9 protein-coding genes and 1 pseudogene are annotated in these 14,576 nt (G+C 71.6%); 7 read left to right on the forward strand and 3 right to left on the reverse strand.

What is annotated here, in order from left to right; all coding sequences use genetic code 11:
• Window positions 1-712, reverse strand: a 712-nt coding sequence (locus tag ABT070_RS39005; protein ID WP_351767669.1) for a PucR family transcriptional regulator ligand-binding domain-containing protein, incomplete at its 3' end; no start/stop codon positions are given.
• Window positions 713-834: 122 nt separating this feature from the next.
• Window positions 835-3,216: an ATP/GTP-binding protein gene (locus ABT070_RS39010; protein ID WP_351767670.1), complete on the reverse strand. Its 2,382-nt coding sequence runs from the start codon at window positions 3,214-3,216 to the stop codon at window positions 835-837.
• A 237-nt stretch (window positions 3,217-3,453) separates the two neighbouring features.
• Here ABT070_RS39010 and gabT point away from each other — a divergent pair, with 237 nt between their 5' ends.
• The 4 genes and pseudogenes from gabT (at window position 3,454) to ABT070_RS39025 (ending at window position 7,539) form a co-directional block, all read left to right on the forward strand.
• Window positions 3,454-4,803 (forward strand): 4-aminobutyrate--2-oxoglutarate transaminase, encoded by a 1,350-nt coding sequence (gene gabT / locus ABT070_RS39015; RefSeq protein WP_351767671.1) that lies wholly within the window; start codon window positions 3,454-3,456, stop codon window positions 4,801-4,803.
• Between the two features lie 144 nt (window positions 4,804-4,947).
• Window positions 4,948-5,145: pseudogene (locus tag ABT070_RS46320) on the forward strand (phosphatase PAP2 family protein); the annotation flags it as partial.
• A 141-nt stretch (window positions 5,146-5,286) separates the two neighbouring features.
• On the forward strand, window positions 5,287-6,054 hold the full coding sequence (locus ABT070_RS39020) for a phosphatase PAP2 family protein (protein WP_351767672.1): 768 nt from the start codon (window positions 5,287-5,289) through the stop codon (window positions 6,052-6,054).
• 21 nt (window positions 6,055-6,075) lie between these two features.
• Window positions 6,076-7,539: an aldehyde dehydrogenase family protein gene (locus tag ABT070_RS39025; RefSeq protein ID WP_451101394.1), complete on the forward strand. Its 1,464-nt coding sequence runs from the start codon at window positions 6,076-6,078 to the stop codon at window positions 7,537-7,539.
• Window positions 7,540-7,649: 110 nt separating this feature from the next.
• Here ABT070_RS39025 and ABT070_RS39030 read toward each other — a convergent pair whose 3' ends face one another.
• Entirely contained in the window at window positions 7,650-10,547 is a 2,898-nt protein-coding gene (locus tag ABT070_RS39030; protein WP_351767674.1) for a glycoside hydrolase family 3 C-terminal domain-containing protein, read from the reverse strand.
• A 326-nt stretch (window positions 10,548-10,873) separates the two neighbouring features.
• Between ABT070_RS39030 and ABT070_RS39035 the strand changes: the two genes are divergently transcribed.
• The 3 genes from ABT070_RS39035 to ABT070_RS39045 are packed head-to-tail and all read left to right on the forward strand — an operon-like array spanning window position 10,874 to window position 14,569.
• Window positions 10,874-12,577 (forward strand): extracellular solute-binding protein, encoded by a 1,704-nt coding sequence (locus ABT070_RS39035; protein WP_351767675.1) that lies wholly within the window; start codon window positions 10,874-10,876, stop codon window positions 12,575-12,577.
• Window positions 12,578-12,602: 25 nt separating this feature from the next.
• Complete coding sequence (locus tag ABT070_RS39040) at window positions 12,603-13,637, forward strand: ABC transporter permease (RefSeq protein ID WP_351767676.1); 1,035 nt, start codon at window positions 12,603-12,605, stop codon at window positions 13,635-13,637.
• Window positions 13,634-14,569, forward strand: a complete 936-nt coding sequence (locus ABT070_RS39045; protein ID WP_351767677.1) for a carbohydrate ABC transporter permease — start codon at window positions 13,634-13,636, stop codon at window positions 14,567-14,569. Before ABT070_RS39040 ends, ABT070_RS39045 begins: the two co-directional genes overlap by 4 nt.
• The last annotated feature ends 7 nt before the right edge of the window (window positions 14,570-14,576 follow it).

Genomic DNA, 14,576 nt, shown 5'->3' on the forward strand with positions numbered 1-14,576 from the left:
GTCCGTGCGGCCGCCCGTGGTGGCCGGCAGCCGTCTCGACCAGGTGTGCATGGACGTCCCGCCGTCCGCGCCCGCCGCCGCCCACCACCGCCGAAGCCGGGGCGGGCCGTTCCCGCAGCCGTTCGACCTCCGCCGTGAGCCGCGCCGCGCGCCGGCCCGCCCACTCCGGCGCTGCTCCCACGACGGCACCCGAGGCGTCGTACAGGGCCGCCCACCCGTCGACCTGCGCGGCGAGCGCGCGGAGCAGTCCCTGCGGGCCGTCCGTCAGCGCCTGCTTCGTCAGCTCGCGCTGGGCCGCGAACCCTGCCGTGACCGCCCGGTACTGGTCGGCCGCGATCGCCGCCGACACCGCCTTGCTGATGGCGAGGAAGGGCGTGCGGCGCGGCACCTCCAGGAGGGGCAGACCCTCCTCCTCGGCCGCGTCCACGAGGGCCTTCGGGATGTCCTCGTAGTTGACACCGACGGCGAAGCCCAGCCCGACCACCCCGGCCTTGGCCAGCCGCCGCACATAGCGCCGCATGGCCTCCGGGTCCTCCGCGTCCAGTTTGAGCGCGGTGATCAGCAGCAGCTCCCCGCCCTCCATGTACGGCACGGGGTCCGCGAGCTCGCTGACGTGCGCCCAGCGCACCGGCACGTCCAGCCGTTCCCCGCCCGCCCGCACGGTCAGTTTCAGCGCGGAGTGATGGACGAGCGAGGCGAGCGTGGGAGGCATGAGGCCTTCAGGTCGGGGAGCGATCGGCGGTGATCGGCGTGACGGGCGGTGTGATCTTTTGGCCGTCGCGTATGAACGGCCTCACCCGATTCTGCCTCACTGTACGGACCGCGGCCGCGCCTTCAGTCCCGCAGGTCCACCAGCAGCGGCGGCGCGTGCTCCCCCCGCACGTCCGTCAGGGACAGCACCGCGTGGCCGGGCGGCACCTCGTGCGCCAGCCGGGACGCCGACCACCGCTCCCGCTCGACCTCGCGCACGGTCACCGCGTCCGTGGTCACCGCCCTGCCGGTCACCAGCTTGCGCAGGGCGTGGATGGCGCGGGTCATCGGCTGGTCGGCGAAGACGGTGTGCTTGGCGACCTCCGTGGTCTCCACCCACTCGGTGCCCCAGGTCTGCGCGAACCTGCTGCCGTCCCAGGTGGTGATGCCGGAGAACGCCATCCGGCAGCCGACGGCCCCGTACAGCGGCCCGTGCAGCGCCTCGGGGACGTCGCCGACCGAGCGCAGGGCGAGCACCACGCCCGCGTTCCGCGAGCGCAGCCGCTGGAGCCGGCGCACCGACCCGTCGGTGACCGTGCCCGTCGCGTCGTCCAGGACCAGACAGGCGAAGTGGTCGCGCCGCTCCCGTACGACGGTGTGGAACTGGGCGAGGACCAGCCGGGTGATCAGCCGGGCGGCCTCCTCGTGACCCCGCTCGGGCAGGTCGATACGGACCCGCAGCGGGTGATGGGCGACGGCACGCAGCGAGAACGCCCGGTGCGCGTTGCTGCCGCCGCCGAAGAACTCGGCGAACACCGGGCGGTTCAGCAGCGCCAGCCGGTCGGCGAGCGCGCGGCCCGCGTCGCCCGGGGACCCCGTCTGCCGGACGCGCGCCTCCAGCTCACGGCGCATCACCTCGTCACCGGCCACGGCCTCCCGCAGCGCGGACAGCGCGGCCGGTTCGCCCTCCAGGAGCTCGCGCAGCTCGGGCAGGGTGGGGAAGCATCCGTGCGCGCTCCGGTAGGGGCCGAGGACCTGGGCGAGCGCCGTGGTCGCGCTCTGCCCGCTCACCGTGTCGAGGTCGCCGACCAGCGCCTCGGCGAGGATCTCGGCCGCCTCGTCCGGGTCCTCGGACTCCGCGTACGGGTCCAGGTCGTGCACGGACGAGGGGTCCCCGATCCCGACGATCACGTCGAACGCGGAGTCGGAGCCGAGCCGGCCGCCCCCGGGCGACGACACGGCGACGACGGCGCACGCGCCGGTGAGCGCCTGGAGGGCCAGGGCCTCGGTGAGCGGCTCGACCAGGGTCCGGGTCTTGCCCGACCCGGACGGCCCGACCGCGAGCAGTGAGGTGCCCAGCACCTCCGGGCCGAGCGCGGCGCCCGCGTCGTGGTAGCCGACCGGGGTGCGCTCGGTGGCGACCCAGCGGCCGACGCGCACCTGCCCGGTGAGCAGATCGTGCCGCGCGGTGCGCCGGGGCAGGTCGCGGGCGCCGGAGGGATGCGTCCAGGCGGCCCCGCCCTGGCGCAGCACGGTCTCCCGGAAGTCCGCGAGCCCCGCCGTCCAGGCCCGCCGTACGCGCACGCAGTCCACGTCGTTCATCCGGCCGGCGGCCACCTCGGCGGTCAGCAGGTCGGCGGCCTCGTACTGTCCCGCGTCCCGCAGCTCCGGCCACCGGGCGCGCGGCAGCTCGACCGCGGGCGCGGTCCGGTCGGGTCCGGCGCGCCGGGCGGCGAGTCGTTCCTGCAGGTACGGCCACCAGCCGCCGGACTTCGCGAACGGCCACACCACCAGCAGCGTGATGACCGTGTACAGCGCGTTCGTGAACAGGGGAGAGGCGAACAGCTCGTAGCTGCCGGAGATCAGCACGATCAGCGAGAACAGCGGGTCGATGACGGGCAGGGCGTCCCAGCCGACCCCGAAGGCGCCGGGGAAGACGAAGCTGAGGGTGGCGAGGGCGCCGAGCAGGGCGACGAGAGCCCGCGCGGGCTGCGGCCGGCGGCCCACGAAGTGCCGCACGGCGTGCGCCCAGCTGCCCAGCCGGCCCATGCCGTAGACGAGGACGGCGAAGAACACGCCGTCGTAGACCACGCGCGCCTCGGCGCCCTCCGTGGACTTGGGGGACGCGATCGTGCCGCCCCACCACCAGTCGTCCGGGGTGAAAAGCCGCAGCAGGGTGAACTGGTACGGCAGGCCGCCCCGGCGCCACAGCGACCACAGGACCAGCGCGACCACGAGCGGGACCAGCATGCCGACGACGGTGACCGGCGCGAGCCGCTCCGTGGCCCGGGCCGCTTTCGGCGGCCGGTGGCCGAAGCGCCAGATCCCCGTCGCGGCCGCGGGGCGCGTCTCGTCGAGCCAGTCGGCGACGGCGGACGCGGCCCGCGGGGAGTGCCCGGGAGCGGGCGGTACGCCCGGCGCCCGGTCCGGCCGCGGCGGAGTCGAGGGCGGGCGCGTCGGCCCCGCCGGGCGCGGCACAGGATTCGCCTGCGTACCCCGCGCGTCCTGGGTCCCGTCGCTGTCCATCGACCCTGCCCCCTGACCAGCCGTTCCGTCCACCATCAGCGAGTCAATCTAACGCGCCCGCAAGGGGAGTTCACCGCTTACGCGGCCGGGCCTGCGACGATCGCCGTCCGGTGGCACTGTCCATGACGGACAAGCCGCCGCGCCGACACCGCCCACATGGAGCATGCCCACCCTCCACTCCCCGTCCTAGCCTGCGAGAAAAGAACGAAAGTGTCCGCAAAACCCCAGGAGCCCCTCATGACCGCCCTTCCGCAGGAGCGCCGCGTCGTCACCGCCATCCCCGGCCCGAAGTCGCAGGAACTCCAGGCCCGCCGTACCGCCGCGGTCGCGGCCGGTGTCGGTTCGGTGCTTCCCGTCTTCACCACGCGCGCGGGCGGCGGCATCATCGAGGACGTCGACGGCAACCGCCTGATCGACTTCGGCTCCGGCATCGCCGTCACGTCCGTCGGCGCCTCCGCCGAGGCCGTCGTGCGCCGGGCCACCGCCCAGCTCGCCGACTTCACCCACACCTGTTTCATGGTCACCCCCTACGAGGGCTATGTGGCGGTCGCCGAGGCCCTCGCCGAGCTCACCCCGGGTGACCACGCCAAGAAGTCCGCGCTGTTCAACAGTGGCGCCGAGGCCGTCGAGAACGCCGTCAAGGTCGCCCGCGCCTACACCAAGCGCCAGGCGGTCGTCGTCTTCGACCACGGCTACCACGGCCGCACCAACCTCACCATGGCGCTGACGGCGAAGAACATGCCGTACAAGCACGGCTTCGGCCCGTTCGCGCCCGAGGTCTACCGCGTCCCGGTCGCCTACGGCTACCGCTGGCCCACCGGCGCCGAGAACGCGGGCCCCGAGGCCGCCGCGCAGGCCATCGACCAGATCACCAAGCAGGTCGGCGCGGACAACGTCGCCGCGATCGTCATCGAGCCGCTGCTCGGCGAGGGCGGCTTCATCGAGCCCGCCAAGGGCTTCCTTCCCGCCATCAGCAAGTTCGCCTCCGACAACGGCATCGTCTTCGTCGCCGACGAGATCCAGTCCGGCTTCTGCCGCACCGGCCAGTGGTTCGCCTGCGAGGACGAGGGCATCGTCCCGGACCTGATCACGACGGCCAAGGGCATCGCGGGCGGTCTGCCGCTCGCCGCGGTGACCGGCCGCGCCGAGATCATGGACGCCGCGCACGCGGGCGGCCTGGGCGGCACCTACGGCGGCAACCCGGTCGCCTGCGCGGGCGCGCTCGGCGCGATCGAGACGATGAAGGAGCTCGACCTCAACGCGAAGGCGAAGCACATCGAGGCCGTCATGAAGGGCCGCCTCTCCGCCATGGCGGAGAAGTTCGCCGACAACGACGGATGCAGCATCGGCGACATCCGCGGCCGTGGCGCGATGATCGCGATCGAGCTGGTCAAGGACCGTACGACGAAGGAGCCGAACCCCGAGGCGACCGCCGCGCTCGCCAAGGCCTGCCACCAGGAGGGCCTGCTGGTCCTGACCTGTGGCACCTACGGGAACGTGCTGCGCTTCCTGCCGCCGCTGGTCATCGGCGAGGACCTGCTGAACGAGGGCCTCGACATCATCGAGCAGGCTTTCGCGCGCATCTGAGCAGGCGTTCGCGCGCATCTGAGCCCAGGCACCGCACAGCTGATTCCCATCGGCCGCAGAGCGTGTGAAGAAGGTGTGCGAGGAGGATGGCGGGACGGGATACGGCCTGTCGTACCGCCCGCCTCTGTCGTAGGTTCTCAGCAGATGAGAGATACACCCCGTCCGCAGGGGACTGCGGACGGACCCAGGCCGGGGCCTCCCCAGCTTCGACCTGGTCGTGCCCTCGCGCACACAACCGGAGCTTCCGGCTTCGGATCTCCACACCGATCGGACGGCCGCCCGCCCCAAACCCCCCGGGGCGGCCGGCACCCCGGTCCGGACGGCCACCCCGGAACTACCCCCCTGTTCCGGGGTGGCCGACCTCCTTCTGAGGTGCAGACCACGGAAAGCGGACCCCGGATTCGATCCGGGGTCTTTTTTCGTGGTCCTTGTCGGTCCGGGCTCCTTTTCCGCCGTCCGGCCGCTCCTGACAAGCTGGGGCCCATGCCGTCCCGCCCCACCCGCCTCACCCACGCCGTCCTCGGCCTCCTGCCGCCCGCGCTGCTCTTCGCGCTGATCACCTGGCAGGTGGCCGCCGACGGCCCGCTGCTGCGCCCGGACGAGCGCCTCAGCCGCGCCCTCGTCCATCCCGACCGGGTCTCCGAGCTGCTCGCCGACCTGGGCGAGGTGCAGATCGCGGTGCCCGTCCTGGTGCTGGTCGCGGGGTACGTGGCGTGGCGGGGGAGAGCGGCGGGCGGGGCGCGGTGGTGGGTGCCGTCCCTCGCCGCGTCGGCCGTGATGGTGCTGGTGCCGCTGATCGTCGTCCCCCTGAAGGTGTGGACCGACCGGCCCGGTACGCCCGCCGTGCCCCCGGCCACCGGCTACTACCCCTCCGGGCACACGGCGACGGCGGCCGTCGCCTACGGTGCGGCGGCGCTGATCCTGCTGCCGTGGCTGCGCAGCGCGGCAGCCCGGTGGCTGGCCCTCGCGACGAGTGCCGTCCTCGTCCTGGCCGTGTCGTTCGGGTTGGTCCGGCGGGGCTATCACTGGCCGCTGGACGTCGTGGCGAGCTGGTGTCTGTGCACGGTGCTGCTCGGCGCGCTGTGGCTCCTCCTGGAACGGGGGCGGCCGGGGCGGGAGCGGCCGGGGACGCCAGGGGGGCGACCGTGCCAAACCGGCGCACCCCGGCCGTCCACCCGTACGACTCGGACAAGCGACCCTTCGGCCTCGCGCGCCTACCGTGGAGCACGAAAACCACAGGACACCCCCTGAGCGGAAGGGCCGGGACTCGCAATGCCGCAGGAAACGAATGTGGGGGCCATCCACGCCTTCTGGCTGGCCGGCCGCCAGGTCGCCGGCGAGGACAGCTTCGACGTCACCTCCCCGTGGGACGGCCGGCTGGTCGGCCGGGTCGGCGTGCCGACGGACGCGCAGGTCGAAGAGGCCGTGGCCGCCGCGTACGCCGTGCGGGACGAGTTCGCCGCGACCCCGGCCCATGTGCGCGCCGCCGCCCTCGACCACGTCAGCAAGCGGCTCGTCGAGCGCACCGAGGAGATCGCTCAGCTGATCTCCGCCGAGAACGGCAAGCCGATCAAGTGGGCGCGGGGCGAGGTCGGCCGAGCCGTCTCGGTGTTCCGGTTCGCGGCCGAGGAGGCCCGGCGGTTCAACGGCGGCGAGGCCCAGCGGCTCGACACCGACGCCGGCGGCCAGGGGCGGCTGGCCCTCACCCGGCGCTTCCCCAAGGGTGTCGTGCTCGGTATCGCGCCGTTCAACTTCCCGCTGAACCTGTGCGCCCACAAGATCGCCCCGGCGATCGCGTCCGGCACGCCGATCATCCTCAAGCCGGCCCCGGCGACCCCGCTGTCCGGTCTGATCATCGGTGACCTGCTCGCCGAGACCGAGCTGCCGGCCGGCTCCTGGAGCATCCTGCCGGTCGCCAACGACCGCATGCCCGCCCTCGTCCAGGACGAGCGTCTGCCGGTCATCTCCTTCACCGGTTCCGAGAAGGTCGGCTACGCGATCATGGACTCGGTGCCGCGCAAGCACTGCACCCTGGAGCTGGGCGGCAACGGCGCGGCCGTCGTCCTCGGCGACTTCGCGAGCGACGCCGACCTCGACTGGGCGGCCACCCGTATCGCGACCTTCTCCAACTATCAGGGCGGCCAGTCCTGCATCTCCGTGCAGCGGGTCATCGCGGACGCCTCCGTGTACGACCGGCTGCTGCCGCGCATCGTCGCCGCCGTCGAGGCGCAGGTCACCGGCGACCCCGGCGACGACAGGACCGACGTGGGCCCGCTGGTCAGCGAGGACGCGGCCAAGCGCGTCGAGACCTGGGTGGACGAGGCCGTGGCGGCGGGCGCCTCCCTCCTCGCGGGCGGCAAGCGGGACGGCGCCTCCTACGCGCCGACCGTCCTCACCGACGTACCGGCGGACACCACCCTCGCCTGCGAGGAGGTCTTCGGGCCGGTCCTCACCGTGACGAAGGTGGACGGCGAGGCCGAGGCCTTCGCCGCCGTCAACTCCTCCAAGTACGGCCTCCAGGCGGGCGTGTTCACGCACGACGTGCAGGTCGCCTTCCGGGCGCACCGCGCGCTGGAGGTCGGCGGTGTCATCGTCGGCGACGTGCCCTCCTACCGCGCCGACCAGATGCCGTACGGCGGCGCCAAGCAGTCCGGCGTGGGGCGCGAGGGCGTGCGGTTCGCGATGGACGACTACACGTACGAGCGGGTGCTGGTCCTCACCGGGCTCGCGCTCTGAGGCCACCCTCTGGCTAATGGGAACCATTTTCATATAGGCTCCCCGAAGGGGTCCGGCACCGATGCCTTCCGGTGCCGGACCCCTTCTTCGTGCCGGCGTGCTCCGGACCCTCAGCCGGAGAAGCCGACATGCGCCAGCCGCAGCGGGCCGCGCAGTCCGAGACGCAGATCGTGGACGCCCTGCGCGGCGAACACCGCGTCGACGGTGAGGTGGTCGTACGGTCCCGCGGCGGGCGCGGCGACCGCCAGCGTGGCCAGGACCGGGCCGCCGTCGAGCGAGAGCTCCACCGTGCCCGAGCCGGCCGCCGTCACCGTCACGCCCGTCGTGCCGGCGCCCGTGCCGAAGTCGCAGGCCCGGTAGACCAGTTCGCCCGTCCCGCCCGCCACCGGCGCCACCGCGTCGCCCGACACCTTCGTACGGTCGACGATCTCCACCCCGCTCTGCTCGTCGAAGTCGGCGGCCTCCAGACCGCGTCGGCGGACCGGGCGCGGGGCGGACGGCTCGCCCTCCAGCGTGACGGTCGTCCGCAGCCGGACGTCCGCGCTGGACGCGCCGACCAGCAGTTCGTACGGGCCGGACTCCAGACGCCACCGGCCCTGCGCCACGTCCCAGAAGGCGAAGGCGGACAGCGGGACCTCGAAGGACAGCTCCGCGCTCGCCCCCGGGGCGAGCGTGACGCGGCGGTGGTCGAGCAGCTCGCGGCGCGGCCGGGTGACCGAGGGGTCCACGGCGCGGCTGTAGAGCTGGGCGACCTCGTCGGCCGTCAGGTCCCCGGTGTTGGTGACCGTGCAGGAGACGTGCGCCGTGCCGTCCTCGACGCGCACCGCCAGGTCCGCGTAGGAGAACGACGCGTACGACAGGCCGTGCCCGAACGGGAACAGCGGGGTGCCCTCGAAGTAGAGGTACGTCTGACGGGCGCCGATCACGTCGTAGTCGAGGAGGTCGGGCAGATCGGCGTCACCGGCGTACCAGGTCTGCGGAAGGCGTCCGGCCGGGGAGACGTCACCGGCCAGGACCCGTGCGAGAGCGGTGCCCGCGGCCTGGCCGCCGTGCGCCGTCCACAGCACCGCGGACAGCGGGCCGGGCTCGATCGCGTACGGATACGCCGACACCAGGGCCAGCACCGTGCGCGCGTCCGCCGCCCGGGCGGCCGCCAGCAGCCGCTCCTGGTGGGCCGGCAGCCGCAGCGTGGTGCGGTCCTCGGTCTCCCGGCCGTTGATGTGCGGGTCGTTGCCCGCCACGACCACGACCACGTCGGCCGCGGCCGTGACCCGGGTCACCGCGTCCTCGCCGGATTCGACGACGATCACTTCGACGGCCGTGCCGGCCTCGTGACCCTCCTCGTCCGGCCCGGCAACCCTGACGCCGTCGGCGGCGACACAGACGGGGCGACCCGTTCCCAGATGCAGCAGGAGGTGTCCCTTCCCGTGTCCGTAGCCGTGGGTGTTCCCGTCGGCGTCCGCCTGCGGGACCAGGCGGAACGTCTCCTGGACGACCCAGCCGCCGGGCTGGTCGGCGGCGGCGCGCAGGAAGCCGTCCTCGGCGACGGAGAGGTAGCGCCCGTCGGGCGCGCGCAGCGTCAGCACGCCCTCGCCCCAGTCGACGAGCGCGAGCTCCGTACCGGTCGCGTCCGTGGTCAGCGGCGGGAGGTCGGTGCGGCCGGCGAGCAGCGCCGGGTCGAGGGCGCCCTCGGCGGCGCGCACCTCGTCGGTGCCCTCCGGGGCGGTGGGGACCTTCAGGAACGTCCCCGTGGAGGTCTTGAGCAGGACCCGGTCCACGCCCTCCGCGAACTCCACGCGCTCGGCGCCGAACCGCTCGTACAGGCCCTCCAGAGGGGTGGAGCGGTGCAGCAGGGTGCCGCTGTACCAGTCGAGCTTGCACTCGTCGGCGAGCAGGCCGACGACCGCGATCCGGGTGTCGGCGGCCAGCGGCAGCACACCGTCGTTGCGCAGCAGGACGATCGCCTGCTCGGCGGCCTCCCCGGCGAGCGTGCGGTGGGCCGGGGAGTCGAACTCGCCGGTGCCGGCGTGCGGATCGTAGTGCGGGTCGAACTCGCCCAGCCGGAAGCGGACCGAGAGCTGACGGCGGACCGCCGTGTCGACGTCGGCCTCGGTCAGCAGTCCCTGCTCCAGGGCCCCCGCGACCCGGGCGACGATCTTCGAGCTGTCCGTGCCGTGGTCGGTGAAGCTGTCCACGCCGGCCACGAGCGCGGCCGCCGTCGCCTCCTCGTGGGTGTCGAAGTAGTGCTCGGAGTCGACCAGGTTGGAGGGCGCGCCCGCGTCCGAGCAGACCAGCAGCTCCTCGTCGGTCCAGGCGCGCAGGTGCTCGCGCAGATACGGCGAGACATGGTTGGGGCGGCCGTTGACCAGGTTGTACGCCGGCATCACCCCGGCCACCGCGCCCGCCTCGACGCAGCCGCGGAAGGCGCGCAGATCGTACTCGTGCAGCACCCGCGGGCGGACCGAGGACGAGGTGACGTCCCGGCCGGTCTCGTTGTTGTGGGCCAGCCAGTGCTTGAGGACCGGGGCCGTGCGCCAGTACGTCGGATGATCACCGCGCAGACCGTGCGTGTAGGCGGTGGCGATGGCGGAGGTCAGCCGGGGGTCCTCGGAGTAGCCCTCCTCGTTACGGCCCCACAGGGGGTGGCGCAGCAGGTTGACGGTGGGGGACCAGACGTTCAGGCCCACCCGCTCGTCGCGGGCGCGCATCGCCCGGACCTCCTTGGACACCGCCTCGCCGATCCGGCGTACGAGGTCGGTGTTCCAGGTCGCGCCCAGCCCCACGGCCTGCGGGAACACCGTGGCGGGGCCCATCCAGGCGACGCCGTGCAGCGCCTCCTGGCCGGTGCGGAACGCGGCGATGCCGAGACGCTCGACAGCGGGCGCGAACTGGTGCAGGAAGGAGACCTTCTCCTCAGGGGTCAGCCGGGACAGCAGATCGTCGATGCGCTTCGCGAACGGCAGCTGCGGATCGCGGAAAGGCGGCGTGGGCGGCGTGTGTGCGGTCACGTGGGGATCCCTTTGCGGTGGAGCGGGGAGGCTCTTTCGAAGCGCTTCGATGCTCATTCGACGGTGGGGCGGGTGTCAAGGGGACTTCACCGCTATTTCAAGCAGCACATACGGAGAGGTCGCCCCTGATACCTCGGAGGAATGTTGGGAGCGACCCTTGTGCACCCCAGGGTGTTCACTTAACCTCGCAGCAACATCGAAGCGCTTCGACTGGAAACTGTCGAGACATTCGTCGGAGGACCGCTTCAGCTCAGCCAGTTCCACTCGAGACACCGCAGCCGACGGCCACCGCCGGGTGTCCTGGTGCGCCATGAAGGGTTGACGCAATGACGCCGAACGCCGCTTCCCTCTCCGCTGGTCCTTCCGGGCCCAGCCGGAGAAGCTTCCTCGCCTCCACGGCGGTCGCCACCGCCGCGGTGGCGGGAGGGATGCCGTTGCTTGCCGCCTGCGGCGGTACGGACAGCGGCTCGCGCGACGGCACCACCTCGGGGAAGGACGCCAAGAAGATCCTCCCGGCGTACGTCGCCTCCAACGTGGTGACGCCCGACATCCCGTCGAAGAACGGCTCCTCGGTCGGCTTCAGCAGCAAGCTCGACCTCGCCACGCTGAAGACCTCGGTGCCGAAGGCGCTCGGCAAGGGCGGCAAGGTCACCGTCATGTCGCCGTTCTGGGGCTCACCGCCGAAGAGCGACAACGCCTACTACACGGCGATGAACGCCCTCATCGGCGTCGACGTCGTCTGGCAGAACCAGGACGGCAACACCTACGACCAGAAGCTCGGCGCCGTGCTCGCCTCCAGCGACGTGCCGGACGTGGTGGTCGTCCCCGGCTGGAACATGGGCGGCAAGATACCCAGCGCCATCCTCAGCAAGTTCGCCGACCTGGGCCCGTACCTGTCCGGTGACAAGGTCAAGGAGTACCCGAACCTCGCAGCGATCCCGACCGACGCCTGGCAGCGCTCCCTCTTCGGCGGCAAGCTGCGCGGTCTGCCGATGCCGTCGTCCTACGTCACCAACATCGTGCCCTTCTACCGCAAGGACCTCTTCGACAAGAACGGCTACGAGGTCCCGACGACGACGGACGAGTTCACGGCCCTGGCCAAGGAGATCACCAACGCCAAGGCCAAGGTGTGGGCCTGCGGCGACATGAAGTGGACCGCGTTCAACAGCTTCGGAGTGCCGTCCGGCGGGGAGAAGCCGCTCGGCTGGATCCTCGAGGGCGACAAGCTGATCAACCGCATCGAGCTGGACTCCTACCTCGAAGCGCTGGAGTGGACCCGCAAGCTGTTCGCCGCCGGTTACGTGCACCCGGACTTCAAGCTGGGCAAGAGCCAGGCCGTCGACCCGAGCACCAAGTTCGCGGCCGGCGAGTTCCTCATCTACAACAACGACATCTCCAGCTGGTACGGGCAGCAGGCCTCGCAGGCGGCCCAGAACCCGGACTTCCAGATCTGGGGCATGGACATCTTCGGCCACGGCGGCGCCGACCCGGTCATCTACGCCACCCAGCCGGCCAACATCTTCGCCTTCGTCAACAAGAAGGCCTCCGAGGCGGTCATCCGCGATGTGCTGGCCGTCGCCAACGTCACCGCCGCCCCGTACGGCACCAAGGAGTACATGCTCACCAACTACGGGGTGGAGGGCACGCACTACAGCGTCAAGGACGGGGTGCCCGTCAAGAACGACAAGGGCAACCAGGAGGTCCTCAACGCCTTCGTGATGGTCGCGAGCCCGGCGTCGACCATCGCCCACCCCGACTTCCCGGACATCGCCAAGGGCCAGGTCGAGTGGCAGCAGCGGATGGGCGCCTTCACCAAGAAGTCGGCCTTCTACGGCATGCAGATCACCGAGCCCAGCCGCTGGACCAACCTCTCCAACAACTTCGAGCAGCTGGAGGACGACATCGTCCGCGGTCGCAAGAAGATCAGCGACATGCAGGCGGCCGTCTCCGACTGGAAGAAGAAGGGCGGCGACGAGCTGCGCGCCTGGTACCAGAAGCTGCTCGACGACAACGGCACGGCGACGAGCTGACGGCGGCGAGGCAAGGAGAACGGCCGTGTCGCACAGCACGGTGCCTCGGAGCAGGGCCGAGGCCGACGAGACGGGAAAGACCCCGGTGGCGCCCGGCGGCGCCACCGGCCCCCGGGGGAAACGGTCCTCCGGGAAGCTGGGCCTGCGGGTCAGGCTCAGACGGGACCGCGTCCTGCTGCTGATGACCCTTCCGGCCATCGTCCTCGTCCTGCTCTTCAACTACGTGCCGATCCTCGGCAACGTGGTCGCCTTCCAGGACTACGACCCCTACATCAGCGACAACGGGATCGTCGCCATCTTCCACAGCCCCTGGGTGGGTGTGGAGAACTTCCAGCGGCTCTTCGAGGACTCGGCCTTCTGGGAGGCCGTCCGCAACACCCTGGTGCTGTTCTTCCTCCAGCTGGTGCTCTACTTCCCGATCCCGATCATGCTCGCGCTGCTCATCAACAGCGTGGTCAGGCCCCGGATCCGGGCGGTGTCGCAGGCGATCCTCTACCTGCCGCACTTCTTCTCCTGGGTGCTGGTCATCGCCGTGTTCCAGCAGCTGTTCGGCGGCGCGGGGATCCTCTCGCAGTTGCTGCGGCAGCACGGGTACGACGGCATCGACATCATGACCGACCCGGAGACCTTCAAGTTCCTGATCACCGCGCAGAGCGTCTGGAAGGACGCCGGCTGGGGCATCATCGTCTTCCTCGCCGCGCTGGCCTCGGTCAACCCCGACCTGTACGAGGCCGCCGCGATGGACGGCGCGAACCGCTGGCGCCGGATGTGGCACGTGACGCTGCCGGCCCTGCGCCCGGTGATCGCGCTGCTGCTGGTGCTGCGGGTGGGTGACGCGCTGACGGTCGGCTTCGAACAGATCCTGCTGCAGCGCGACGCGGTCGGACCGGGGGCGTCGGAGGTCCTCGACACCTTCGTGTGGTGGAACGGCGTCCGCAACCAGGACTTCGGCTACGCGGCCGCCGCCGGTCTGATCAAGGGCGTCATCAGCCTCGGTCTGGTGCTCGTCGCGAACAAGGTGGCCCATCTCATGGGCGAGCAGGGGGTGTACCAGAAGTGACCGCCGTGATCGACAAACCCGTGCGCCCACCCGGCCGCTGGGCGGCGCCGCCGCGGCCCGTGTGGGAGGAGGAGCCCGGCAGGGCCGGCCTCGCGGGCAAGGGCATCGCCCTGTCCCTGGCCTGCCTGGCGATCCTCTTCCCGTTGTGGATCGTCCTCGTCACCAGCCTCTCCTCGCGGAAGACCATCGACGAGGCCGGCGGGCTGGTGATGGTGCCCAAGGGGATCACCTTCATCGCCTACCGGGAGCTGCTCAGCGGCGGACAGGTCACCCGCGCGGCGGTCATCAGCGTCCTGATCACCCTCGTCGGCACGCTCTTCTCGATGGGCGTCTCCGTCCTGTGCGCCTACGGTCTCTCCCGCTCGGGCTCGCTCGGGCACCGGTGGATCCTGATGGTCCTGCTGGCGACCATGTTCTTCAGCGCCGGCCTGATCCCGACCTACCTGCTGGTGCAGTCCCTGGGCCTGATGGACACCTACCTCGCGCTGATCCTGCCCAGCGCGATCAGCGTGTTCAACATCCTGGTCCTGCGCGGGTTCTTCATGGGGATCTCGCAGGAACTCGTCGACAGCGCGCGCATCGACGGCGCGGGGGACTTCCGGATCCTCTGGCAGATCGTCATGCCGCTGTCGAGGGCGGTGCTGGCCGTCATCACGCTGTTCTACGCCGTCGGGTACTGGAGCGCCTGGTTCAACGCGTCGCTGTACCTCAACGACCAGGACATGATGCCGTTGCAGAACGTCATGATCCAGCTGGTGCAGAAGCAGGAGGCGCCGGTCGGGCTGGGGCAGGCGATCAAGACGGGGCAGCTGTCGGGACTGGCCGTGCAGATGGCGGTCATGGTGATGGCGCTGCTGCCGGTGGCGGTGCTGTCGCCGTTCGTCCAGAAGCACTTCAAGAAGGGGATGCTGACGGGGGCGGTCAAGGGGTAGCGGGCGC

Origin of the sequence: Streptomyces sp. NPDC002884 (assembly GCF_040295245.1) — a bacterium.
Classification (GTDB): Bacteria; Actinomycetota; Actinomycetes; order Streptomycetales; family Streptomycetaceae; genus Streptomyces.

What these genes read in the sequence shown, in the direction of transcription:
- ABT070_RS39035 (WP_351767675.1), top strand. Translation starts at nt 10,874, where the DNA reads ATGACGCCGAACGCCGCTTCCCTCTCCGCTGGTCCTTCCGGGCCCAGC.
- gabT (WP_351767671.1), top strand. Translation starts at nt 3,454, where the DNA reads ATGACCGCCCTTCCGCAGGAGCGCCGCGTCGTCACCGCCATCCCCGGC.
- ABT070_RS39010 (WP_351767670.1), bottom strand. Translation starts at nt 3,216, where the DNA reads ATGGACAGCGACGGGACCCAGGACGCGCGGGGTACGCAGGCGAATCCT.
- ABT070_RS39025 (WP_451101394.1), top strand. Translation starts at nt 6,076, where the DNA reads ATGCCGCAGGAAACGAATGTGGGGGCCATCCACGCCTTCTGGCTGGCC.
- ABT070_RS39020 (WP_351767672.1), top strand. Translation starts at nt 5,287, where the DNA reads ATGCCGTCCCGCCCCACCCGCCTCACCCACGCCGTCCTCGGCCTCCTG.